Genomic DNA, 22,774 nt, shown 5'->3' with positions numbered 1-22,774 from the left:
TGCACACCAGCATTCAACGTTTCGTCGATCTGCTGCACGATCTCGTCGAAGACGACCGCAAACAAAGGACTGCACAATGGCACAACCATCGACCGCTCGTGGACGCGTCGCTGTCATCGGGGCCGGGCCCGCGGGCATGGCCACGGCACTGTCCGTCCACCAGGCAGGGCACGAGGTCATTCTGCTGGAGCGGTACAAGCAAGCGCGACCGGCCGGAAACATTCTCAATCTGTGGCCGCCACCCATCAAGGCACTGGCTCTCATGGGCGTCGATACCGACGATCTGGGGTCGCCCTGCTACACCGAATTCCGCAGTGCCGCCGGAAAACGCCGGGTTCGGGTAGATCTGCCGGAAGAGATAATTCGAGACTACGGTGGTGGCTTCATCGGATTGCTGCGTCCTGATCTGTACGAGCGGCTCGTCGACGCGCTACCGGACGGCGTCCTTCAAGTCGATCGCGGTGTCGACAGCTTCGAACAGGACGGCGACGGCGTGCGGCTGTCGATGACCGATGGCAGCGTCGAGCATGTCGACGTCCTGGTCGGCGCAGACGGGATCGATTCGATGGTCCGGCGCAGCCTGTGGGGTGAGAAACCCAAGCGTGAACACAATCTCCACATCTTCGGTGGCTTCACCTTCTCCGAGAACACCGGCGCACAGGCGGGACTGTGCATCTTGTCGCACAGTCGTACCGTGCAGGGTGCATGGACATCGATACGCAGCAAGGGCCGAAGCGGCTTCCAGTGGTGGGTTCTCGAGGCACACGACGCCTCGACGGAATACTCGGGAAATCTGTACGACGACGCCACGAAGCTGGCTCGCGAGTTCTCTTCACCGCTGCCGGAACTGGTCGCAGCTACCGATCCGAACACCGTGCAGCGCTGGCCGATCCGCGACCGGAAGCCGTTGAAGAAGTGGTCGTCGGGCCGCGTCACCCTCGTCGGGGACGCAGCCCACCCGACATCTCCCTACGCGGCGTACGGAGCCGGGATGGCGACCGAGGACGGGTACTTCCTCGGACGACGACTCGCCGGCGTCGACCTGACGGAACAGCACGCCGTCGAAGCAGCACTGGTGGCCTACGAGACGCCCCGCAGGCCACATACGGCCCGACAATCGCAGCAAGCCTATTTTCTGGGCAAGATGTTCCACCATTCACCTGCACCGCTGCAGATCCTGCGTGATCAGATTCTGGACCGGACTCCGCTACTGCAGAAAGTGGTCGGCGAGTCGAGCCCCAAAGAGATCATTGCGCAACTGAACGTGATCGACACTGCCGAGCAGTCGTTTCGAGTCGCAACGCGCTGAACCGTTCTCTTGTGGATGCGGCGGACGGCGCTAGAAGGCCGTCCAGACCGTCTCCACGTCCAGAATCTTGTTGCGGCGCAGCGTGAGAGCTCGTTCGACGGCAGCGAGAATCCCGGCGACGAGTAATGCAGTGGTGATCCACGCGGGCAATTGAATCGGTGAGACGAACGTTCCGAACCGCTCCGCGATCTTCGGTATCCTGGTCGCGGACTCGAGCGCGAACGGGACAGCCAGCACCAGGTCACTCCGCACGTCACTCCGGGGGCAGGACGCCTTTGGTGGGGGTACGGAGGCCGTCCAGGGCAATGGCAATTGTTCGTCGCCACTGACTCTTGCCTCTTCTGGCTCCCAGGCATTCGTCCCCGCCGATCGGAGCGAGGGAGATCAACACGATGTCCCGCCACGTCACGTCGTCGCGCAACGTGCCCTGGTCCTGGGCCCGTCGCACGATTCGGTCGATGAGATCGGCGAGCACCGCGTTGCGTTCGATGACCTCGGTGGGGAGCTTTTGAGTATTGCCGCTGGTGAACTCGGCGAGACCGAGATTGTTCAGCTGAGCTTCGGTGAAGGCGTAGAGAAAATCGGACAGGCCCGCCCATGGATCGGGATCCTCCAGCGCTGCAGTTGCCCATGCCTCGATTTCCGCGAGGCCATCGAGCAGCACGTCGGCTACCAGCGCTTCCTTGGATCCGAAACGCCGATACAGTGTGCCGACGCCTACCTCCGCGCGTTCGGTGATGTCGGTCGTCGACGCCGCAAGTCCATGCTCGGCTATTGCCGCGCGTGTGGCCTCGATCAGTCGCAGGCGCTTACGCCGCGAGTCTGCACGTTCTTTCGGTGCCTCGTCCTCGGCGATCGTCATGTACACACCATAGCTCGAATCGGATGACCACACTCCATGAGGAGTGACGCGCTCCGAAAGGAGACGTTTGCTCCGTTCAACTGCGCGCGCGTATTCGGCCGACACTGTCCGAACGGAAATCAACACGCTACTTTGGGGGCATCCAAACGCAGGGGGCGCACGATGGGCAAGTCGGTCATGTACGGCTCGGTGTCGGTGGACGGCTTCATCGCCGACGAGAACGACCAGCCCGGGCCATTGTTCGACTGGTTGATCAGCGGTGATGTGCCGTTGGACGAGAGCGGCGTGTTGAAGGTATCGCAGTCGTCCTACAACTACACCCGGCCGTACTGGGATCAGATCGGGGTGACCATCGTCGGCCGCCACGTCTTCGACATGACGGAAGGCTGGGACGGAAAGCCTCCGGGCGGTGTCGACCACGTCGTGGTCGTGACACACCGACCGAAGCCCGACGGCTGGGACCCCGAGGCTCCGTTTCATTTCGTCGACGGCATCGAGTCCGCCGTGGCCAAGGCCCGCGCGCTTGCCGGCGACCGCGTCGTCGAGGTCGCCGCAGGCGACGTCGGTGGCCAGGTTCTCGCTGCAGGCCTGATCGACGAGGTACGCATGGACGTCGCACCCGTCGTGTTCGGGTCCGGCAAACGCTACTTCGGGTCGGTCCACGCGCAACATCTATTGGAGGATCCCGAGGTTGCCCTGCAGGGCAACCGGGTGCTGCACCTGCGCTATCGGGTGCGCCGATCGCCGAACTGAACAGGTGCGAAATCGACCGAAGACCCCGACGAAGCTCGAATCGATGCCGACCGTCGACAACACTACGAACACGTGACGTCGACCGAAGGTGTCACCGAGTCGGCCGCCCAGCAACAGGAAGCCGCCGAAGGTGATCGCGTACGCGGTGACGATCCACTCCCGGTTCGCGTCCGAGATGTTCAGTGCCACTTGGGCAGACGGAAGGGCAACCGTGACGATCGTGATGTCGAGAAGGATGACGCGCTGCGCCAGGGACGTGACGGCCAGTAGCCACCATCACCGCGGGTCCAGCGTCGACACGGATGCCGCTGTGATCATGCGATCGGGGTGACCGGACCGACGAATCGCTCCGGTGCACCGCCCAGGAGGTTCGGCCGGATCTGGGCATTGATCCAGTGTGGGACACCGAGTTCGACAGCGCTGGCCTCGTCGAGGCGCGTGTACTGCTCGGCGGACAACGTCACGTCGAGCGAACCGAGATAGTCATCGAGCTGAGCCAGCGTGCGCGGTCCGACGATCGGGATGAGCGTGGCAGCGGACCGTTCGCCGCGTTCCCGCAGCCAGGCCATCGACACCTGCGCCGCGTTGGCGCCCGTCTCCTGTGCGGTGGCCAACACCTCGTCGATGACGACGGTGCGCTGGGCGGAGTGTTCCGGGAGGACGAAGCGGTCGGGATCGGTCGCGCGGCCCGTGTCGCCGGTGCGGTACTTGCCGGTCAGCAGCCCACCTGCCAGCGGCGACCACAGGTTCACCGCCAGGCCGAGGCTCTCGGCCATGGGCAACAGTTCGCGGTCGGCGGTGCGTTCGACCAGGCTGTACTCGGTTTGGATTCCGACAATCGGAGCCCATCCGCGCAGGTCCGCCAGAGTCGCCGCAGCCGACACCTGCCAGGCCGGGAAGTTCGACAACGCGACGTGGTGAACCTTGCCGGAGCGCACCAAATCGTCCATGCCACGCACGATTTCGTCGATCGGGGTGACCCCGTCGGGAAAATGCACCCACAGCAGGTCGAGGTAGTCGGTGCCCAGCCGTTTCAGGCTCGACTCCACCGAGGCGAGTAGATTCTTACGTCCGCTACCCGTCAGGGAAACATGGGGCTCGGCCGTATCGCTGGCGCCGTACTTGGTCGAGACGACGAAGTGACCGCGATCCGAGCCCAGCAGATCACCGAGGATCTTCTCGGACTCACCCGCCTGATACATGCCCGCGGTGTCGAGAAACGTTCCGCCGGCCTCGGCGAATCGGTCGAAGATGCCGCGGGCTTCCGCGGCGTCTGTGCCGCTGGACCAGGATGTTCCGAAATTGCCAGTGCCGAGGGCGAATTCGGAGACCCGCAGGCCTGAGCGTCGTCCGAAAGTGGCGTAGCGCATCAACTGCTCCTTGGATCCATAGGCACCGGTGGATCTATCGGTACCGGTGCGAAGTGCGTGCCGGTCATGAGCACACCGTAACAGAGAACGGACGGTACCTCTCCGTTCGGAGATTAATGCTCCTATTGGAGGCAACATGTCCGATCGGTATCCGGACGATCCAAACCCTTATGGTAAAAATAATTAGAAGGTATAAATATTGAAGAGATGCGCGTGTATCAGCGTCGGCCACGGCGTCGAGGAAGAGGAATCAGATGCAGTTCGGAATCCCGCTCGCCGTCGATGCGGCAGATGTCCCGGAGTTCGCCAGGTCGGCCGAGCAGATCGGCGTAGCGGCTGGATGGGTGCCCGAGCACCTGGCATGGCCGGTGTCCATCGACACCACCTATCCCTACAAGTCGGACGGCCGCCCGCCGGTGTCGACGGGATTTCCTACCCACGACCCATGGGTACTGCTCAGCGCCGCAGCAGCGACAACAACGACGATGCGACTCGGCACCAGCATTTACATTCTGCCGCTGCGCGATCCGCATGTGACCGCCCGAGCGGTCGGCACGCTCGATCTCGTCAGCCGTGGCCGCGCGGTGCTCGGCGTCGGCGTGGGATGGATGGAGGAAGAGTTCGAGGCCGTGGGTCAGGACTTCGCCTCACGCGGCAAGAGGACCGACGAGATCATCGATATTCTCCGCGGCTTGTGGTCCGCGGGTACCTATGGTCACGAGAGTGAGCACTACTCGTTTCGCCCGGTTCACTTCGAACCCAAGCCACCCCAGGGCGCGTTGCTACCGATTCTCGTCGGCGGCGAAAGCCCCCGCGCGCTCAGGCGCGCAGCAGAAGTCGGCGACGGCTGGATCGGACTGGACCACACGGTGGAATCGGTGCAACCCCGGCTGGACCGGTTGCGAGCGGTACGTGCGGCGAGCGAGCGGGCCGAGCAACCATTGACCGTGGCTCTACGGATCTCCCCCACGTCCACCGCTGATGACATCAAGCGCTTCGAGGATCTGGGCATCGACGAGGTTCGAATGCAAGCGTGGGAGCCCGGTGTCGAACCCCCCGAATTGGGCCTCGAACGCGTCCAGCGTTTGATCGATGCCGTGAACGGCTGATACTCGAGAACTGCAGCTCAGACCAATCCTTGTGGCACCGGTCACCTACTGTTACAGTCTCGCAGTGGAGCAAGTTCTTGGTTCATTATCGAGCAGTGATCACGTCGAGAGTCGCCCCGAGCGAGGTGACCGGCTCGGGCAATCGATCGAATTTCGCAGAGCAGGGAGACCGATGAGTATCGAAGAGCGCCTCGACGAGTTGGAACAACGCCTTCTCGCGGCGGAAGATCAGCTGGAGATAATCCGCTTGCTCAACACCTACGGCCCGGCGGTCGACAGCGCGTCGGGCAAACCCGCGTCCGAACTGTGGACCGAGAACGGCAGCTACAACCCGGGCGGCACGTTCGTCAAGACCGGCCGTGCGCAGATCGAACACATGTACAGCAGCGATACCCATCAGCGCCTCGTGCACACCGGCGTTTCTCACCTGACCGCCACGCCCAGAATCACGCTTCACGGTGACACCGCAGAGGCAGTCGCCTACAGCTATGTCATCCTCAAGCGCGACGAGGAATGGATGATCTGGCGCGCGGCCATCAATCACTTCACCCTCGCCCGCACGCCCGAGGGCTGGCGCATCGTCGAGCGTTTCAACCGCGTCCTCGACGGTTCCGAGGATTCCCACGACACCATGCGCAAGGGCCTCGTATGAGTGCCGCGCTTCCCCTCGGACATCACGACGCCACAACGACGAACTTCCAAAGGGCGGATCGGTAATGGGGCGTTTCACCGACAAGGTTGCGATCGTCACCGGTGCAAGCACGGGACTCGGTCCTGTGATGGCCAAGATGCTGGCGGACGAAGGCGCAAAGGTCGTCGTCGCGGCGCGCAGGCTCGAACTCGTCGAGAAGGCGGCAGCTGCGATCGGCGACAACGCTGTCGCCATCCGCGCCGACGTGACAAGCGAAGAAGACGTCGCAGCCATGGTCGATGCTGCCATGAGTCGCTGGGGCAAAGTCGACATCATGATGAACAATGCGGCGTCGCCCGGCACCGACAAGTACATCTGGGAGCAGACTCTGGAGAACTGGAACCAGACGATCGGCATCGACCTGACCGGTGCGATGTTGTGCAGCAGAGAAGTCCTCAACAGGTCGATGCTCGAGCGGCGGTCCGGTGCCATCATCAACTTCTCGTCGACGGCCGGGTACAAAGCGGTCCATCGCAAGAGCCACTACGTGTCTGCGAAGGCTGCGCTGCGCGCATTCACCAAAGTGGTTGCCAGTGAAGCGGGTTCCTACGGGGTGCGCTGCAATTGCATCGTGCCCGGGGCCATCGACACCGAACTCCTGCGTAATTACATAGGAAGAATCGCTGCAGAGCAGGGCAATACCTACGACGAGCAGTATGCCCTCAACGTGGAGGGTACGGCCCTCAAGAAGTGGAGCACCGCTGAGGACGTTGCCAACCTGGCGTTGTTCCTGGCATCGGATGCAGGCAAGATGATCACCGGCCAGTCGATCGTCGTCGATGCCGGTTCGATCATGCCGAACTGAGCCTGTTACAGGGCTTTCCGGCCGGTACCGCCGAGAATTTCGCGGCGGATGAAAGCGTGTGCTGTCCGTTCGCTCGTTCGTGCAAACGTCTGGTAGGGCAACCACATGATCTGCCGAAAGTGCGGCGTGATGTTTTCTGCGGTGCCCGTCCCACGCACGCTGCCCTCGCGAATACCTGCAGCGATCACGCTCTCCAGCAACTGGCTTCGTTCGACCGTGCTGCGAACATAATCGTGGAACGGGTCCGTCTCGTCCTTGTGCGCATTCCAGTTGAGTTTCACGATCTCGGCTTCGTCCGAGAATCGGCGAGACGCGTGCACGAACAGACGCGCCAGCGCATCCAACGATTCGACGACGGACGTGACATCCGAGAGGAGTCCGAGGACGGCGTCGTCGAGATGATCCGAGTAGCGCTGCAGTATTTCCCGCAGGATTGCTTCCTTGGATTCGGTGCGGCGGTACAGAGTGCCCATCGTTATTCCCGCAGCCTCGGCGATCCCGCGGATGGTGCTCGCATCGTATCCGTGCCGAGCGAATTCGCTGCGTGCCGCCGCAAGTATCCGCTCCTTGTCGTCGCTGACGACGGCAGCGGACTTGCGCCACACAGCGATTGCCTTATCCGCTTGTCTGCGAGCAGCGGAGGCGTCGAGGACGGAATCAGCCGGCGCGGTCACCAGAAGTCCGTTGACGAGCACGTCGTATATCTGGTTCGCGATCACCGAAGAGTCGGTGCTGTATGGATCCTCCAGTCGTGCAGTGAGGGTGAGCCTTTGGAAAGTGAACTGCATCAAGTCAGTGCGGCGGTGCCGGTCGTCGGAGTCGCGAAAGGCGGCATCGAGAGCCAGGGACCACGCGCGGGTGAGCATCGTGGAATCGGAGCGAACGGCAAGCCGCAGGGCGGGCCCTGCCACCAGTGGTGCGTTGTACGCTCGCAGCCGTACGGCGGCTGCGTGACGGAGGTTGGTGTCGACCACCGCTTCGGTCAGATCACGAAGATGGGCGCGAGCCCGATCGGGATCCAACGACGCGACATCGACGGCGAGGGCCTTGTGCGCCACGGCGGCAAGATCGTTGTCGAGCGCTTCCAGAAGGGCGACCGCAATCGCGTCCTTGGATGCGAAATGGTGGTAGAGACTTCCAGAGAGCACGCCGGCCGCATCGGCTATGTCGGTGATCGTGGTGGCAGAGTAGCCGCGCCTCTCGAAAAGGGCCGCGCTGATCGCCAGAATCTCTTGTGCGCGCGACGATGCAGGCCGATTTTCGGAGCTCGAGGGCTCAGAGGTCATAGTGGTGAATTCGGTCTCGGTTCATATGTTCGTTCACTGGATTCTGCGGGACTACGAGCGAGCAGGCCCAGCATAGCGGATCGCCGTGGCCTCAGGACGTCGGATTCCATGGTGGTCTTGCCCGACAGGATCACATGAGTGTCGCGTATCCGATGACCATGTCGGTCAGAATTTTTCGCAGACGTTCTCGATTCTCGGGCGCAACGGGGTCGAACTGGAACAACCAGTCGAAGGTGTACTGGTTGGAGATGCGAAAGAAGCTGAAGCTGGTGATCGTGAAGTGAAGATCTACGGCGTCGATACCTTCTTTGAACACACCTGATTCACGGCCACGTTGCAAGATGTCGGACAGCAGGTCCAGCGCCGGCCCCGCCAACTCACTTCGCTCGCTCGACTGCCCCAGGTAGAACGCCCTGTGCGTGTTCTCGTTCGCCATCAAACGGACGAAATCCGGATTCTGCTCGTGGTAGTCGAACGTCAGCTCGACCACGCGTCGAAGTGCATCGACAGGATCGAGCTCGTCGACATGCACACGTTGTTCTTCGGCTCGGATGCTGACGATCGCACTCTCGAGAACCGCTCTGTACAGGCCTTGTTTGTCGCCGAAGTAGTAATAGATCATCTTCTTCGTCGTATTCGTTCGCAGTGCGATGTCGTCCATCCTGGCACCGGTGAAACCTTTGGCCGCGAACTCGGCCATGGACACTGCGAGGATGTTCCCGCGCACGTCGCCGCCACGTGCTCCGCGGCGGCCGCTTACCTCGGACGCTGTCGACATCGAAATCGAACCCCTGACTTTCTACGCTCGGTATGTATACCGAACAGTGAACCACGCCGTGCCCGACAGCGTGCCGGCACGCGCGTCGACCTCGCCTTCTCGGCACGGGCATCTCACCCGATTTTTCGCATGGATCCATTCAACTCCGGTATAGAGGCAGGTCGGGCCCCATTCGGCAGTCGCGAGTAGAAATACGCCCCGGGCTCACCGCTAGCGTTCTCTGGACGTGTCGACGATCACGTTGTACGGTTCGCCTAGTTCACCAAACGGTGAAAAGCTGTTCACGTGGACGCAGTAGCCACTGAACGACTCGCTCCCGACCGCGCAATCGGGAGCCGACGCACAACCCCTGCGGCGCAGGCAAGCCGAATTGCCTGACGCACGCTGGTGCTTGTCGAGAGCCACAACACTTCGGCGGCGAGCCGTCTTCGTTCGTGCGCTGACGAAAATCGAGAACCGACTTCAATCCCCCACCCAGGATGGATGGCCATGACAGCATCTGAGACGCAGACAAGCCCCGTAGCCGCCACACCCCCGGCAACGACAGAACCACCAGAACCTCTCGCGCACCGCAGGCGGTGGCCTCGCCGCGACTCTCTCCTCACCGGCATCAAAGCAGTTGTCGGCATATTCGGCCTGCTGAGCCTGTGGCAGCTGGCCGTAGTAGTAACCCGGCCACCCGAATACATTCTGGTCGGCCCGATCGCCGCTTTTGCTGAATTGTTCTCTCGCTTCGACTATTTCATGACGAATGCATGGGTCACGATCGGCGAGGCCTTGGCAGGCTTCGTCGGCGGCACGTTGCTCGGTGTCGTGTGCGGTGCGCTACTGCACTATTCACCGACGATCAGGACCTTTCTGTATCCAGCACTGGTCACGATCGACACTATTCCCAAGGTCGCACTCGCGCCCTTGTTCATCGTCTGGTTCGGTTTCGGATTCGAGTCGAAAGCGTTCGTCGCCATGGCAATCGCGTTCTTCCCGTTGGTGATCAATACCTTCGACGGCCTCAGCACTGTCCCGCACGAGCTCAAAGAACTGGCACGAATCAACAGGGCCTCGACGTGGAAGCGTCTGACCAAGATCGAGTTCATCTACGCGCTGCCGTCGATCTTCTCCGGTGCCAAGATCTCCATCTCGCTCGCGGTGGGCGGTGCCGTCGTCGGCGAGTTCATCGCAGGCTCGAAGGGCCTGGGTTACGTCATCATGCTCGCCAACAGTCAGGTGGATCTGGCCGCGATGTTCGCGGCATTCTTCGTACTCGCCGCGATCGCACTCGTCCTGTTCTTCGTCGTCGATTTCACCGGCAAGAAGCTCATGCCATGGAAGTCCCACGCGAAATGATCAATCATCCTGGAGACCACCATGCGTAAGATCCGAGTGCTGCCAGTTCTGGTCGCCGCAGCCCTGCTCGCCCCGCTGACTGCCTGCAGCACAACAGGTTCCGAAAACTCGATGTCACTGATGGTCGACGTCGGATATCTGCCCAAGCACGCACCCTTCTTCGCAGCCGTGGACCGAGGGTTCTTCGACGCGGAGGGGCTCGATGTCACCGTCATGCCTGGATCCGGTTCGGGGAACACGGTCGCAGCAGTGGACACCGGCAAGGTCGACGCGGGGTGGGCCGATTTCGGTGTCACCGTGCTCAACCAAGGTCGCGGCGCTCAGGTGACGCAAGTCGACCTCCTGCAGGCCCGATCGGCATACGCCGTAGTGGGGATGTCGGACGGCGACATTCACGACTGGGACGACCTGCCCGGCAAGACCATCGCCACCGAGGGCGCAGGCGCAATGACAGCCATGTGGCCGTACGCGTTGAGCAAATTGGGTCTCACGGATCGCGACGTCGACGTCATTCATGCGGCCAGCAGTGCGAAGATTCCAGGATTGGTCTCGGGCCAGTGGGATGCGAACTTGGCTCTGTCGGTCTCGGACGGGCCTGCGATCGACTCGCTCGGAAAAGTGCCTGTGGTGTTGAAGTGGTCCGACCTCGGTATCGACCTGTACGGGAACGGGATCATCTTTTCCAACGAGGAGTTGAAGAACAACCCGGACAAGGTCACGAGGTTCAACAGAGCACTGCAGCGGGCATACCTGTGGTCCTGCGAGAACCCGGAAGCAGCCGCCGACTCGTTCCACAAAGAGGTCCAAGGGTACGAAACCAGCACCGTCGTGCTCGCGCTCGACGAGCAATGCGCCCTCAACAACCGCATAGGTGAAGAATCGAAACCGTTCGGTGTCATGACCGACGAAGGCGTGCAACAGATGCTCGACGTGTCACGCGAATTCCTCGGCCTCGACCCGAACTCGACGCTGACCCCCGCACAGGTTTACAGCAACGACTACATCGACCCGCTGCCCACCGGCGACATCTCCGCACCATGACCGCCTACCCGACTGGGAGTAAGCAATGAACAAGGCAGTTGAAGTGAACAACGTCGGCGTGTCCTTCCGATCGCGCGACGGCGATACCAACGCAGTGCTGCGCGGCGTGGACTTCGACGTCGAGCACGGCCAATTCGTCTCCATCGTCGGTCAATCCGGTAGCGGCAAGACGACACTGCTGAAAACCATTTCGGGACTGCAGGCCACAACCGAGGGCGAAGTGCTCATCAAGGGTGCCCCGATCGCCGCGGGCGTCGAGGAAATCGGCATGGTGTTTCAGAGCCCGGTCCTTCTTCCGTGGCGCAACAACCTCGACAACGTCCTACTACCTCTCGAGTTCCGCGGCACTCGCGATCACGCATCCAAGGCCAGAGCGCTCGAGCTGCTGGAGATGGTCGGTCTGGAGGACAAGGCCAAGCGGTACTCGTACGAGCTCTCGGGTGGCATGCAGCAGCGAGTGGCAATCTGTCGGGCTTTGGTCTCGGATCCGGAATTGCTCCTGATGGACGAACCCTTCGGCGCGCTCGACGCGATGACCCGCGACACCATGAACTTCGAGATCCAGCGCATCTGGCACAAGGCAGGCTGCAGCGTCGTTTTCGTGACGCACAGCATCTCGGAAGCCGTCTGGTTGGGCGACCGCGTAGTTGTCGTCGGCGATCGCCCTGGCCGCATCATCGCCGACATCACCATCGACCTGCCCAGGCCACGCAGCAAAGAACACCGCTATTCGCCCGTCTTCGCCGACTACGTCAGTGAAGTCGAATCCCACATCGGGGTCACCGCAGGTATCAGCTGACCCCCGAACACTTTTCCAACGACAGGAGTATCCATGTTGCGGCTATCCGCACATCTCGACACCCTCGCCGACGAATTCGGCCTGCACCCGCACAAGAGTCTGTTGTTCTCTGCCATCCGGCTGGACTCTCATCCACTGGTCACGCCGCTGATCGCATCGCGTGACGGAGCTGACCTCACCCTGCTGGTCCGGCAACAGGAACAAGGCAACGTACTGTCGGCCGGCGTTCCATCCGAACGCATTCGGTTCTACGCCCCGTGGGTGACAATCGATCCGCGCCCGATCGCCGATGTCGTCGTCGCGCAGACTCTGACGGCATTGGTACAGGAACTGGCTGACGGTGACACGGTGCTGCTCGACGCCGACGTGGTGTACAGCCACCAGCTGACGCTCGCCGAGAGCCTGACGGTGTCCGTCGAACCGATCGATCCGAGTCCTGTTCGTGTTCATGCTGTTTCGACGGTGGACGTCGTCAGTCGATTCACCGAGTGGCGTCGACGCGGCGCTGTGGCCGCTGCCGATCTGGTCGCAGACATTCCACATCTGCAGGGCCTGAGCGAGAACTTCGGCGCCGAAGACACCAGATTCTCGGGCCTGGAATCCATTGCTGCCGAACGAAATATCGATGGACTAGTGCTGACAGCACCTCCGAACTTCTCCGAGGTCACCGGCCTGTCCGGCAACGGTGACGTCGCGGTATGGGTGCCGGGTAGCGACGAAGTTTTCGTGGTGACCACCGGTGATGGGGGCCGCTATGGCGATGCCGTCGGCGACTACACGTCGCTCGGTGAGGCCGTCGCTGCGCTGGTGCCGGGCGGGCGGATCGGTATCGAAGAAGAATTCATCTCTGTCGGTGTCGCCGGGCAACTCACCGATGCGGGTCTGAGCCTGACCGCTGCTACGACCGATCTCGGACACTGGCGTGACATCCGCGATCACGAAGACCTCCCGTTCCAGGTGATCGCGGCCAGAACGAGCGTGTACGCGATCGAGGAAGCGCTGTCCTGGGCCGAACAAGAAATCGAGGCGGGAACCGAGTTCACCGAGCTCGACATCTACGGCCGCTACGTCGACTTCATCGACAAGTTCACCAGCGACAACTCCATCGAGTTCGACGTCGAACCGTACTTCACCAATCTGCACTCCTCGAACCGCATGCTGTTCCCCGGCCCTCCCGTCGACTTCCCGATCGACGGTGACACCACATGCATCCAGCTCGATGCAGGGGTTCAGGTGACCATCGACGGCGTCGTCGTCGCAACATCCGACATGGCGCGTTCCCTGCCGCGTACGCCCGCCGCCAAGGAAGCGTACGAGTTCTTCTTCACGGTCGTCAGGGAAGGCATCATCGGCCAGCTGCGCCCCGGCGTCGTCTGCGAGGACGTGCACGAGGGAACGCTGCAGTTCCTGGCTCCGCATCTCCCCCGCATGATCGAGATCGGAATGCTCGGCGAGGAAACAGATTTCAACACGATCTACCGGCGCCGCAACGTCGGGCATCTCATGGGCAAACAGGAATCGTTCGCCAACGAGCTTCGTCCGGGATACAAGCACGCACTCGACGTCGGGTCTTTCGGTGCAGCCGAGATCCCCTGGCGCTACGGCGACGTGGCAATCGGCACCGAAGATCTGTGGTTCATCGGACGCGATCGAACCTACATTCTCACCCGACGCGACAGGACGCAGGCATGACCGACACCAGCACGATCGATCCGAAGCTCCGCCTGGCCGAACGAAATCTGAGCCTCCCGGAACTCGGCGCCCCCGCCTACTCCTACGACGCCTGGACCCAGCACCGTGACGTCCTGTATCTGTCGGGGCAGATCTCGCGTACCCCGAACGGCGAGGTCCTCAGCGGCCGCGCGGGTGAGGACGCCACAACAGCGGACGCGTCCGCCGCAGCGGAGGTCGCCGCGCTGAACTTGCTCGCCAGAATCGACCAGGCCGTCGGTCTCGAGAATGTCGAACAGGTGCTCAAACTGAACGTGTGGATCGCCAGCGGACCGGATTACACCGATCAACCGACCGCCGCCGAGTCCGCGTCGAAACTGCTGATCGACGTGCTGGGTGCAGCGGGCCGCCATGCGCGGACGACATTGCCCACGCATGTACTCCCGAAGAACGCCTTGGTCGAACTCGAAGCCATCGTCGCGGTGCGGCAGTAGCCGCCGACTTCGCACTTATGCAGACATATCCCGCGGTTTTGCCTGCATAAGTGCGAACTCACGCAGTGTCACACCCGATCTGGGTACTCACGCCATGTCAGCGCCTACGCAGGGCAGAGTTGCTCAAAGCAGGGATGGGCACATTGTTCTCTTCCGGCGAGAAATCGTAACCGGGAGCGACTATTTCGTCGATCGCGTCGAGGACGTCGCTGGACAGGACGGTATCCGCGGCAGCGAGTTGGGCGTGCAGGTGCTCGACGGTGCGTGGCCCGATGATTGCGCTGGTCACGCCTGGGTGTGCCGTCGTGAATCCGAGCGCAAGCTGAATCAAGGTCAGGCCGGCGGCGTCAGCGACCGCGACCAGCTTCTCGACAGCATCCAATTTTGCTTTGTTGGCCGGAACATCGGGGTCGTACCGGCTGGGCATCAGGCTCGCGCGATTCGAGGTTGCGTTCTTCCCCACTCGGATTGCGCCCGACAACCATCCACCGGCCAACGGACTCCACACCAGTACACCCATGCCGTACTCCTCGGCCACGGGGAGGATTTCGGATTCGATGCCGCGCTGCACGATCGAGTACGGAGGCTGCTCGGTGACGTAACGACCCAGGTGATACTTCCGTGCCGCCCACTGCGCCTGCACGATGCGGTAAGCGGGAAATGTCGAGGATCCGAAGTAGCGGATCTTGCCTGCGCGTTGGAGGTCGGTCAGCGCCGACAGTGTCTCTTCGTCGCTGGTGTTCGGATCCCAGCGATGGACCTGGTAGAGGTCCACGTGATCGACGTTCAACCGGCGGAGGCTGTTCTCCAGCTCCGTCACCAGCCATCGACGAGAACTGCCCTGATGATTCCGCTCGTCGCCCATCGGACCCCATGCTTTCGTAGCCAACACGATGTCGTCGCGACGGCCTTCGATCGCCTTGCCTACGAGCTCCTCCGACTGACCCTGGCTGTACATGTCCGCGGTGTCGATCACATTGATGCCACCGTCGAGCGCGGCATCGACGATGGCGGTGGCGTCGTCCTGATCGGTGCGTCCGAGCGCACCGAAATTCATCGCGCCGAGTGCGAGGGAACTGACTTGCACACCCGTGCGTCCCAAAGTGCGGTACTGCATGATGTCTCCTCGGTGGTTTAACATACGAATAAACGGATCCAGGTTCCGATTACAACCATACGGAACCATGTTCCGCTTGTCGAAGAGGAGCTGCAGTGGTCGAGATCAGTGGAGCGGCTCCTCACAAGCGGGCCGACGCACGGCGCAACGAGGCTGCTCTACTGGCAGCAGCGGCGACTTGTTTCGTCGACGCCGGCGTCGACGTGCCCGTCCGCACGATCGCCGCACGTGCCGGAGTAGGCGTCGGAACCATTTACCGGCATTTCCCGACACGTGCCGACCTCATCGTGGCCGTCTTCCGCCACCAGGTCGAGGCGTGCGCCGAGGCCGCCCCGAAGCTGCTGGCGGACAGAGACTCTCCACACGACGCCTTGGCGGGGTGGATCGACCTGTTCGTCGACTTCCTGGTCACCAAACACGGCCTCGCCGAGGCAGTCCAGTCCGACAGCACAACTCTCGGCACGCTGCACGCGTACTTCCTCGAGCGCCTGGTGCCCGTCTGCGGCACCTTGCTCGACGCGGCAGCCGATGCCGGAGACATCTCGCCAGGCCAAAGCCCACTGGAACTGATGTACGCAGTCGGCAACCTGTGCATCGGCGCGGGCAAAGACCCACGCTACGACGCCCGCCGAATGACCGGAGTGCTCGTCGACGGGCTACGTCTTCATTGACCGATCCGCGAATCGCCGATGAGGGTTCCTGAACTGCTTTCGTTCGCGCTACACTTCGAAACATGTTCTCAGCGAACAACTTTCTCTACGATCCCCCGCAGGAGATCGTTTCGCTCGACGAAACGCTGCGGAGCCGAACGGATCACGACGATCGGGCTGCAATCGGCATACTCGAGCGGCCAGCGACAGCGCGTGCAACACGATGACGCACGATGCTCCACGCTCTTTCTTGTCGACAAAGCGATCGGTGGAGAGTCCGATGCGATCATCATCGATCCAGAGGATGCTGTTCCGCTGTCGCAGAAAGAGTCCGCTCGTCGAGATGTCGCGCGCTGGCTGGATACTCGGCGCCATTCCAGCACCGAAGTCTGGGTTCGGGTGACACCGGAATTCCTCGCGGAGGACCTCGCTGCGGTCGCACGGACCGGGATCGACGGCATCATGATCGCAAAATGTTCCGTGGACGCTGTTGCGAGGTGCGATTCCCGAATGTGATGTTCCGGCTGAGCGACACTCCCGGCCAGGTGAAGTTCACGGGCCGCAGAAAGGGTACCGATACGGCAGAAATCCTGGCCTCGTACGGCGTCGCACGGAAAGAGCAGGACGCGTTGCACACCAGAGGCATCGTGTGAGGTACCGCTCGGTGTGTCGCTGACGGACATGGATCCGAAAGAATCGACACGTCGGCGGCGCCTCGAACCTCGCCCCGGTCCGCTGATTCATTTTCGTGACGGGTCGACGGCCGCACTCCGAGCGGACTCGTTGGAGAACACGTTCTCATCCCACCCATCGGCCAGCGGGACCCAGAAGTTGAATCGAACCTGCTTGATTCGATACAGCCATGTCCCGTCCACCTTCGTGACGTGATCGGTGTAGCGACCCGCCGCTATGGAAGAAACTCCGTCCGATACGAACGGCTGCCACAGATACGAGCGGACTACCGCGCTGTCACCGTCCACCTCGATCTCGACGTTGTCGGTGAAATGCCACACCGCCGAGAATCCCTGAGAGACAAGCGAGCTGAAGAATGCTCGCATCTCGGTGCGACCGACGAGATGCGACAAGCCGTCGAATTCACCGTCGGGAGTGAACTGCTCCATCAGAGCGTCCCAATTGCGATCGTCCAGATGTCGGCAGTACCGTGCGGTCAGATTTCGAATCTGTTCGATATCTTCGAGCCGGCCCAGTCGCTGCTCGATATCGATCATGGTGCGAAGACCCGTGCCGATGTCATGGTCTCCAGCCAGCCACGGAGAAGTTCGTTGAACTCCGGCACTTCCTCCATCGGATAGTGCCCGATGTCCTGGAGCGGCACAAAGTTCGATCCTGGAACGAGATCCGCTGTCCGCCGGACATTCTCGATGTCCAGCCAGAAGTCGTCCGTACCGACGACGAGGTAACTCGGGCAGGAGATGGACGGCAGCGCGGACCTCAGGTCGAGCCGCGCCCAACCGATGAGGTCCGACGTCGTCACGGCCGGGTCTTCTCGTCGATGCATCAGGGCCATCATCTCGGTCTTCTCCTGAGACACCGATCGGCCGATGCACGCCAGCGTTCCGTAGTACGTGCGATCGGAGCGACTCGGTGCCGACGCATCCTCCAACGTTCGCTCCAGCGATGCGGATGGCTGACCGTTGTTGTGCGAATCAGCAGCCATCGCAACAATTCCCGCCAGTCTGTCCGAGATCTTCGTTGCGATGTCCAGAGTGATCTTTCCGCCGATCGAGCACCCCACCACGAAGGGATGTTGCACCTCGAGCAGGTCCAACAGACGGATGCACCAGTCTGCGTACCGCGACAGGTCGGCCACCGGCCCGTCCGATGCTGGTTCGGACCGCCCATGTCCGGGAAGATCGGGAACGATGACGTGATAACCCAGTTCTGCCAGCGACGTGATCGTGTGCCGCCATTGCACACCGCTTTGCCCTGCCGTGTGAATACAAAGTACCGCCGGCCCGGTTCCTGCCTGTTCGACATACGCCAGCCGACCGTCGATCTCGAGATACTGGGCCTCAATCATCATTTCTGTTCTCCCGCTGCAAGTTTCTTGACGCTGGACCAGATCAGCTGCACGGCCTTGGTCAAGCGCAGGTACTCGAAACCATTTCCAGTCGTATGAAATTCGTTCCCGATGGTGCGAACGACGTAATCGTCTCGTTCGCTCAGCGCAAGGTCGATCCACGCACGTTCCGTCCCCGAGATCACGAAGGTCGCTCCCTGCGGCGTACGCCTGGTGACCTCGATGATCTTCCCCCGATAGATACGTAACTGCACTTGGGTTTCACCCGATTCCAGACCGACTGTGCCATCGAACGATGCAGTTGCAGAGCTGAATTCGGGATCGTTGCTCAGCAACTCCGCCAAGGCACGGCCCCACGGAATGGTGCAGAAGTCTCTGCCCACCGGATCCGAGGACGCGTCGCTCGAACGCGCCTCGATCAGGCACGCGGTGGTGCCGGCCTGAACAACCACACCGTCCTGATTGATCAGTCGCACATCACGGTTCACATAACCCCGATCTCCCGCGGATGTCCGACGACATCGGACAATGGTCATCTCGAAATGCAGGGAGTCGCCGACGAAGATCGGCGCTGGGAAAGACCAGTGCGCGTCGAGAAGCGCCACGATGTTGCCGAATACCTGCAATTCGTGCATGAATCCGAAGATCATCGACAGCCCGAGTGGTCCGTGCACGAGGCGCTGCCCGAACTGCGTGCCTGCTGCGTACTCGGGATCGGTATGCATGGCACTGCGATCGCCACTGACGTCGGCAAACGCCTCGAGGGCAGATTCGGTGATCGTGCGCTCGCCACTGACGAACGTCTGTCCGACGTAGAGATCTTCGAAATACAAGCTTGTGAAGGTAGGCCCATTCACGATGATCGGTTCTCCTACTCGTTGGGGGTCGGGCCGTCCTGCGCAGGCACCGGCTCGAAGGTCGGAAGGGTGATGCCCTCGGCGATGTCCTCGAACCTCACTCGCACGGGCTGGCCGATACGAACGTCGTCGACGTCGGAGGTCTCGACGGTGGTCAGCAGTCTCGGTCCCTCGGCAAGATCGACCAAGGCCACTACATACGGGACTTTGGCTTCGAACGCCGGATGGGGAGCGCGTCTGACGATGGTGAACGAGTGGACGGTCCCAGTGCCGGTGACCTCGACCCACTCCAGAGACATTCGGTAGCAGTGGTTGCACACCAGCCGCGGAAAGAACACATGCTGCCCACAATCGCGGCATCGTTGAATTCGGAGTTCGTGCCGCGCTGTCGCTTCCCAGAAGGGCCGCGAATCTTCGTCGATGACCGGAAGCGGTCGTTCGATGGTCGGTATCTCGATGGTCATTGGATTCACCGATCAGTAGTTGCTCAGCACGCAGGTGGACGCGCTGGAGAGGGTTCCGCCGGTTCCGTTGACCAGCGCAGTGCGCGCACCGTTCACCTGACGATCACCGCATTCCCCTCGAAGCTGACGCACAGCTTCGGTGAGAAGGAAGATGCCGTACATGCCTGGATGGGCGTACGACAATCCGCCGCCGTTGGTATTGAGGGCGAATTGCCCTCCAGGAGCGGTACGTTGGTTCGACACGAAGGCTCCGCCCTCGCCGGGACCACAGAAACCGATGGCCTCCAGCGTCAACAGAACCGTGATGGTGAAGGAATCGTAGAGCTCGGCAACGTCGATGTCCGACGGACTCACCCCTGCCATCTCGAGCGCGCGCCGCCCGCTCGCAGCCGACGGCGGCGTAGTGAGATCGGGCATCGACGCGATGGTCCAGTGCGTCTGTGATTCTCCGTATCCACGAACGTAGATCGGCGAAACTCCCTGCGCCCTGGCGTGATCCTCGGTGGTCAGCACCACTGCGCCTGCGCCGTCGGTGACGAGGCAGCAGTCCAGCAGATGAAGGGGATCGCTGATGGCGGGGCTGTCGAGAACGTCCTCGATACTCAGGGGCTCCCGGCGAGTGGCCTGCGGATTCAACGCGGCCCATTTCCTGGTCGCCACCGCGATCTCGGCCAGATGCTCACGGGTGGTGCCGTATTGGTGCATGTGCCTCGTTGCGGCCAGGGCGTACCCTCCAACCGGCATCGGCATCCCCCATACCCCCTCGAACTGCATGGTCAAGATCGGCGCACGCCCGGCCAGCGATCGGCTCCGATCGCTTTTCTGCGTGCTGCCGTACGTAATGAGCGCGACGTCGCAATCACCCTGCTCGATGGCACGGTATGCCGACGCAACGTGGGATTCGAACGATGCACCACCGATGTTCGACGAGTCGCTGACCCGCGGTGCGATACCGAGGTACTCGCTGAGCGTCATCGTGGGGCACTGACCCGGCCCCGGTATGCCCCAGGCACCAGCGGTGAACAATCCATCGACGTCGCCGAGGGAAAGCCCTGCTTCGGCAAGAGCAGCGTGTGCAACCCTGGCCTGAGCAGACAGGGGCGTGCCGCCCGGTTCCAACCGCCCTCTGTTCAGAGGATGGTCGGCCACCCCGACGATCACAGGTTGTCTGCTCATTGTTTCCTCTCGACCACCGATTTGTACCGCAATACGGGACGCTGTGCCAGATTTAAGTTAGGCCATGGCACAGCCCATCGTCAACCATCCCGACGCGACAGGCTGCCGGACCATCGCCTCCTTCGCGTCAGCCCCCGGCAGATGCGCTCAGTTCACGACCGATCACGGCCGCGCTCGCAGTCAGCTCTTCACCCCACTGCGGCACGTGCCTCCAGTCGTATCGGTCCTGGGGAATCGAGATGCAGAGTGCCGCAACCGCATACCCGTCTCGATCCAGAATCGGCGCACCGATGGCGCAGACGCCTGGACGATTCTCCGCAGTATTGAGGGCATAGCCCCGCTCTCGAACCTGCAGCAACTCCGCGCGAAGCACGGCAGCATCCACCGTTGTCCGGTCGGTCAGCTTGTGCATCGGACGAGACAGAACCTCATCCACCTTCGACTCCGGCCAGTAGGCGAGAATCGCCTTTCCGCTGGAGCAGGAGTAGAAGGGGAAGGTTGCGCCGAGCGGGTTGTACACGCGCACAGCCTGAGTCGAATCGACACGTTCGAGGGTGACCACATTCTGCGTCCCATCCGGAACGCCGAGATGAATCGCCTCGGCGGTCGACTCCCCGAGCACCCGCATCACCGGTAACGCTATTTCCCGCAGCGACGCGGTCTTGCCTGCACGTTGGCCTATGACCCAGGCGTGATGAGTCAGCTCCCACCTGGTCCTCTCGGACCCGGCCAGCTGCAACCAACCAGCCTGCGCCAACGACATCAATGTCCGCTGCACGGTCGACTTGGGCACTTTCAGCATCCGCGTGAGCTCGCTGACTCCGATCGGCTGGTGCTCCGAGATGATCTCCAGCACCTCCAGCCCTCTGATCAGGCTTCGCATCCCACCTGAGTCACGCGAAGTCTCTTCAACCTGTACATCCTGATCTGCCATGAGAATTTTGTACCACATAACGGCACAACGCTCCGAGTTTCCTTCGGGTCAGTCGGCGCCTGCCCAACCCTTCCGGCCCCGGCACCTCAGGTGAGGCATTGACAGCTACAGGTAGCGTCATGCAACCTCATTTGTGCCGCATAGAGACTAATCATGCCGCATAATGGAACATAGTGGATCTTGACGCCTCAACCGGATCCCGAGTCGTCCTACCCGAACGAAAGAGAAACCTATGCCACGCCCGTACCGCAAACGTCGTTCCTGCCTGGCAGTTCCCGGCAGCAGCGAGAAGATGATCAAGAAGGCACAGACCCTCGACGCCGATCAGATATTCCTGGACCTGGAAGACTCGGTCGCGCCCAGCGCGAAGCCCGGTGCGCGCGGGAACATCGTCGCTGCACTGCGGGACGGCGACTGGACGGGCAAGACCAAGGTGGTTCGAATCAACGACGCCGATACCCGCTGGGCTTACGACGACGTCATCGATATCGTCGTGGGCGCCGGCGCGCACCTCGATTGCATCATGCTCCCCAAGGTGGAGAAGATCGCGCACATCCATTGGCTCAACACGCTGTTGAACCAGCTCGAATTGTCCCTGGATCTGCCGGTCGGCACCATCGGAATCGAGGCTCAGATCGAGGGACCGGGCGGGCTGAGCGATATCGAAGCAATCGCGACATCGACGCCACGTCTGGAGACGATCATCTTCGGACCGGGCGACTTCAGCGCCGCGATGCACATGCCGCAACTGACGATCGGCGAAGCATTCGACAACGGCCACAACCCTTTCGACCACGTCTTCATGGCTATCGCGGTAGCGGCGCGTAAACACGGGCTGCAGGCAATCGACGGCCCGTTCGCGAAGATCTACGACATCGATGGGTATCGCACGTACTCTCACCGCGCGGCCGCCTACGGGTTCGACGGAAAATGGGTGCTGCACCCAGGGCAGATCGCCACCGCCAACGAGGTCTTCTCACCGCCGCAGGAAGCGTACGACAAGGCAGAGTTGATCCTCGAGGCCTACGCGTACTACACGTCCGACGCAGGCGGTGGCCTCGGAGCAGTGATGCTCGGAGACGAGATGATCGATGAAGCGAGTGCCAAGATCGCGCTGTCCATGGCCGAGCGCGGGCGTCGACTGTCGATGAATCGCACTACCTCGTTCACACGACCCGTCGGGTGAGCACGATCGAGCCGGGCCTACCTGACGGTAAGCCCGG

General features: G+C 61.9%; 27 protein-coding genes. 14 read left to right on the top strand and 13 right to left on the bottom strand.

The window, feature by feature from the left end:
• Positions 1 to 76 precede the first annotated feature (76 nt).
• Entirely contained in the window at positions 77 to 1,309 is a 1,233-nt protein-coding gene (locus RY1_RS20420; protein WP_072805878.1) for an FAD-dependent oxidoreductase, read from the top strand.
• Between the two features lie 30 nt (positions 1,310 to 1,339).
• Here RY1_RS20420 and RY1_RS20415 read toward each other — a convergent pair whose 3' ends face one another.
• Both RY1_RS20415 and RY1_RS20410 read right to left on the bottom strand, forming a co-directional pair.
• Positions 1,340 to 1,561, bottom strand: coding sequence for a hypothetical protein (locus tag RY1_RS20415; RefSeq protein ID WP_072805877.1), 222 nt, complete (start codon positions 1,559 to 1,561; stop codon positions 1,340 to 1,342).
• 1 nt (position 1,562) lies between these two features.
• Positions 1,563 to 2,171, bottom strand: coding sequence for a TetR/AcrR family transcriptional regulator (locus tag RY1_RS20410; RefSeq protein WP_072805876.1), 609 nt, complete (start codon positions 2,169 to 2,171; stop codon positions 1,563 to 1,565).
• 162 nt (positions 2,172 to 2,333) lie between these two features.
• On the opposite strand from RY1_RS20410, the gene RY1_RS20405 reads away from it, so the two are divergent.
• Positions 2,334 to 2,924 (top strand): dihydrofolate reductase family protein, encoded by a 591-nt coding sequence (locus tag RY1_RS20405; RefSeq protein WP_072805875.1) that lies wholly within the window; start codon positions 2,334 to 2,336, stop codon positions 2,922 to 2,924.
• Here the strand turns inward: RY1_RS20405 and RY1_RS29800 are convergent.
• Both RY1_RS29800 and RY1_RS20395 read right to left on the bottom strand, forming a co-directional pair.
• Entirely contained in the window at positions 2,844 to 3,113 is a 270-nt protein-coding gene (locus tag RY1_RS29800; protein ID WP_072805874.1) for a hypothetical protein, read from the bottom strand. The two genes, RY1_RS20405 and RY1_RS29800, sit on opposite strands and share 81 nt — an antisense overlap.
• Before the next feature lie 125 nt (positions 3,114 to 3,238).
• Positions 3,239 to 4,294, bottom strand: a complete 1,056-nt coding sequence (locus RY1_RS20395) for an aldo/keto reductase (RefSeq protein ID WP_072805986.1) — start codon at positions 4,292 to 4,294, stop codon at positions 3,239 to 3,241.
• 254 nt (positions 4,295 to 4,548) lie between these two features.
• Here RY1_RS20395 and RY1_RS20390 point away from each other — a divergent pair, with 254 nt between their 5' ends.
• The 3 genes from RY1_RS20390 to RY1_RS20380 all read left to right on the top strand — a co-directional run bounded on the left by RY1_RS20390 (position 4,549) and on the right by RY1_RS20380 (position 6,899).
• Positions 4,549 to 5,403, top strand: coding sequence for a TIGR03619 family F420-dependent LLM class oxidoreductase (locus tag RY1_RS20390; protein ID WP_072805873.1), 855 nt, complete (start codon positions 4,549 to 4,551; stop codon positions 5,401 to 5,403).
• Between the two features lie 172 nt (positions 5,404 to 5,575).
• Positions 5,576 to 6,055, top strand: coding sequence for a nuclear transport factor 2 family protein (locus RY1_RS20385; protein WP_072805872.1), 480 nt, complete (start codon positions 5,576 to 5,578; stop codon positions 6,053 to 6,055).
• Between the two features lie 64 nt (positions 6,056 to 6,119).
• Positions 6,120 to 6,899 carry an SDR family NAD(P)-dependent oxidoreductase gene (locus tag RY1_RS20380; protein WP_072805871.1) on the top strand — a complete coding sequence of 260 codons (780 nt, stop codon included), beginning with the start codon at positions 6,120 to 6,122 and terminating at the stop codon, positions 6,897 to 6,899.
• Between the two features lie 5 nt (positions 6,900 to 6,904).
• Here the strand turns inward: RY1_RS20380 and RY1_RS30875 are convergent, their stop codons facing one another.
• Together RY1_RS30875 and RY1_RS20370 are read right to left on the bottom strand one after the other, a co-directional pair.
• A complete protein-coding gene (locus RY1_RS30875; RefSeq protein WP_072805870.1) occupies positions 6,905 to 8,185 on the bottom strand; it encodes a TetR family transcriptional regulator in 1,281 nt (426 codons plus the stop codon).
• Positions 8,186 to 8,315: 130 nt separating this feature from the next.
• Complete coding sequence (locus RY1_RS20370; RefSeq protein WP_072805869.1) at positions 8,316 to 8,963, bottom strand: TetR/AcrR family transcriptional regulator; 648 nt, start codon at positions 8,961 to 8,963, stop codon at positions 8,316 to 8,318.
• Between the two features lie 489 nt (positions 8,964 to 9,452).
• Between RY1_RS20370 and RY1_RS20365 the strand changes: the two genes are divergently transcribed.
• From RY1_RS20365 to RY1_RS20345, 5 genes are read left to right on the top strand one after another with little or no spacing between them, the layout of a single operon-like run.
• Positions 9,453 to 10,307, top strand: coding sequence for an ABC transporter permease (locus tag RY1_RS20365; protein ID WP_245819800.1), 855 nt, complete (start codon positions 9,453 to 9,455; stop codon positions 10,305 to 10,307).
• Positions 10,308 to 10,328: 21 nt separating this feature from the next.
• Entirely contained in the window at positions 10,329 to 11,348 is a 1,020-nt protein-coding gene (locus RY1_RS20360; RefSeq protein WP_072805867.1) for an ABC transporter substrate-binding protein, read from the top strand.
• A gap of 25 nt (positions 11,349 to 11,373) precedes the next feature.
• The gene (locus tag RY1_RS20355; RefSeq protein WP_072805866.1) at positions 11,374 to 12,147 is read left to right on the top strand and encodes an ABC transporter ATP-binding protein; all 774 of its coding nucleotides are present in this window, start codon (positions 11,374 to 11,376) and stop codon (positions 12,145 to 12,147) included.
• A 33-nt stretch (positions 12,148 to 12,180) separates the two neighbouring features.
• Positions 12,181 to 13,839 carry a M24 family metallopeptidase gene (locus RY1_RS20350; protein ID WP_072805865.1) on the top strand — a complete coding sequence of 553 codons (1,659 nt, stop codon included), beginning with the start codon at positions 12,181 to 12,183 and terminating at the stop codon, positions 13,837 to 13,839.
• Positions 13,836 to 14,312, top strand: a complete 477-nt coding sequence (locus RY1_RS20345) for a RidA family protein (RefSeq protein WP_072805864.1) — start codon at positions 13,836 to 13,838, stop codon at positions 14,310 to 14,312. The genes RY1_RS20350 and RY1_RS20345 overlap by 4 nt, the downstream gene beginning before the upstream one ends.
• A 97-nt stretch (positions 14,313 to 14,409) precedes the next feature.
• On the opposite strand, the gene RY1_RS20340 is transcribed toward RY1_RS20345, so the two are convergent.
• Positions 14,410 to 15,429 carry an aldo/keto reductase gene (locus tag RY1_RS20340; protein ID WP_072805863.1) on the bottom strand — a complete coding sequence of 340 codons (1,020 nt, stop codon included), beginning with the start codon at positions 15,427 to 15,429 and terminating at the stop codon, positions 14,410 to 14,412.
• Between the two features lie 95 nt (positions 15,430 to 15,524).
• Between RY1_RS20340 and RY1_RS20335 the strand changes: the two genes are divergently transcribed.
• From RY1_RS20335 to RY1_RS30185, 3 genes are all read left to right on the top strand, one after another.
• Entirely contained in the window at positions 15,525 to 16,100 is a 576-nt protein-coding gene (locus RY1_RS20335; RefSeq protein WP_072805862.1) for a TetR/AcrR family transcriptional regulator, read from the top strand.
• 62 nt (positions 16,101 to 16,162) lie between these two features.
• The gene (locus tag RY1_RS30190; protein ID WP_169914770.1) at positions 16,163 to 16,306 is read left to right on the top strand and encodes a hypothetical protein; all 144 of its coding nucleotides are present in this window, start codon (positions 16,163 to 16,165) and stop codon (positions 16,304 to 16,306) included.
• The gene (locus RY1_RS30185; protein WP_072805861.1) at positions 16,293 to 16,595 is read left to right on the top strand and encodes an aldolase/citrate lyase family protein; all 303 of its coding nucleotides are present in this window, start codon (positions 16,293 to 16,295) and stop codon (positions 16,593 to 16,595) included. The genes RY1_RS30190 and RY1_RS30185 overlap by 14 nt, the downstream gene beginning before the upstream one ends.
• A gap of 224 nt (positions 16,596 to 16,819) precedes the next feature.
• Here RY1_RS30185 and RY1_RS20325 read toward each other — a convergent pair whose 3' ends face one another.
• The 6 genes from RY1_RS20325 to RY1_RS20300 form a co-directional block, all read right to left on the bottom strand.
• Complete coding sequence (locus RY1_RS20325; RefSeq protein ID WP_072805860.1) at positions 16,820 to 17,308, bottom strand: nuclear transport factor 2 family protein; 489 nt, start codon at positions 17,306 to 17,308, stop codon at positions 16,820 to 16,822.
• Positions 17,305 to 18,120, bottom strand: a complete 816-nt coding sequence (locus RY1_RS20320; protein ID WP_072805985.1) for an alpha/beta fold hydrolase — start codon at positions 18,118 to 18,120, stop codon at positions 17,305 to 17,307. The genes RY1_RS20325 and RY1_RS20320 overlap by 4 nt, the downstream gene beginning before the upstream one ends.
• Positions 18,120 to 18,953 (bottom strand): MaoC/PaaZ C-terminal domain-containing protein, encoded by an 834-nt coding sequence (locus tag RY1_RS20315; protein WP_072805859.1) that lies wholly within the window; start codon positions 18,951 to 18,953, stop codon positions 18,120 to 18,122. Before RY1_RS20315 ends, RY1_RS20320 begins: the two co-directional genes overlap by 1 nt.
• Before the next feature lie 38 nt (positions 18,954 to 18,991).
• Positions 18,992 to 19,441 carry a Zn-ribbon domain-containing OB-fold protein gene (locus RY1_RS20310; RefSeq protein WP_072805858.1) on the bottom strand — a complete coding sequence of 150 codons (450 nt, stop codon included), beginning with the start codon at positions 19,439 to 19,441 and terminating at the stop codon, positions 18,992 to 18,994.
• Between the two features lie 12 nt (positions 19,442 to 19,453).
• Positions 19,454 to 20,617, bottom strand: coding sequence for an acetyl-CoA acetyltransferase (locus RY1_RS20305; RefSeq protein WP_072805857.1), 1,164 nt, complete (start codon positions 20,615 to 20,617; stop codon positions 19,454 to 19,456).
• Between the two features lie 127 nt (positions 20,618 to 20,744).
• The gene (locus tag RY1_RS20300; RefSeq protein ID WP_072805984.1) at positions 20,745 to 21,500 is read right to left on the bottom strand and encodes an IclR family transcriptional regulator; all 756 of its coding nucleotides are present in this window, start codon (positions 21,498 to 21,500) and stop codon (positions 20,745 to 20,747) included.
• Between the two features lie 283 nt (positions 21,501 to 21,783).
• Between RY1_RS20300 and RY1_RS20295 the strand changes: the two genes are divergently transcribed.
• Positions 21,784 to 22,737, top strand: a complete 954-nt coding sequence (locus RY1_RS20295) for an HpcH/HpaI aldolase/citrate lyase family protein (RefSeq protein ID WP_072805856.1) — start codon at positions 21,784 to 21,786, stop codon at positions 22,735 to 22,737.
• The last annotated feature ends 37 nt before the right edge of the window (positions 22,738 to 22,774 follow it).

Source organism: Rhodococcus yunnanensis NBRC 103083, assembly GCF_001895005.1.
Lineage (GTDB): Bacteria > Actinomycetota > Actinomycetes > Mycobacteriales > Mycobacteriaceae > Rhodococcoides > Rhodococcoides yunnanense.
The sequence above is the reverse complement of the archived record's forward strand: the minus strand, read 5'-3'. Positions and strand labels throughout refer to the sequence as shown.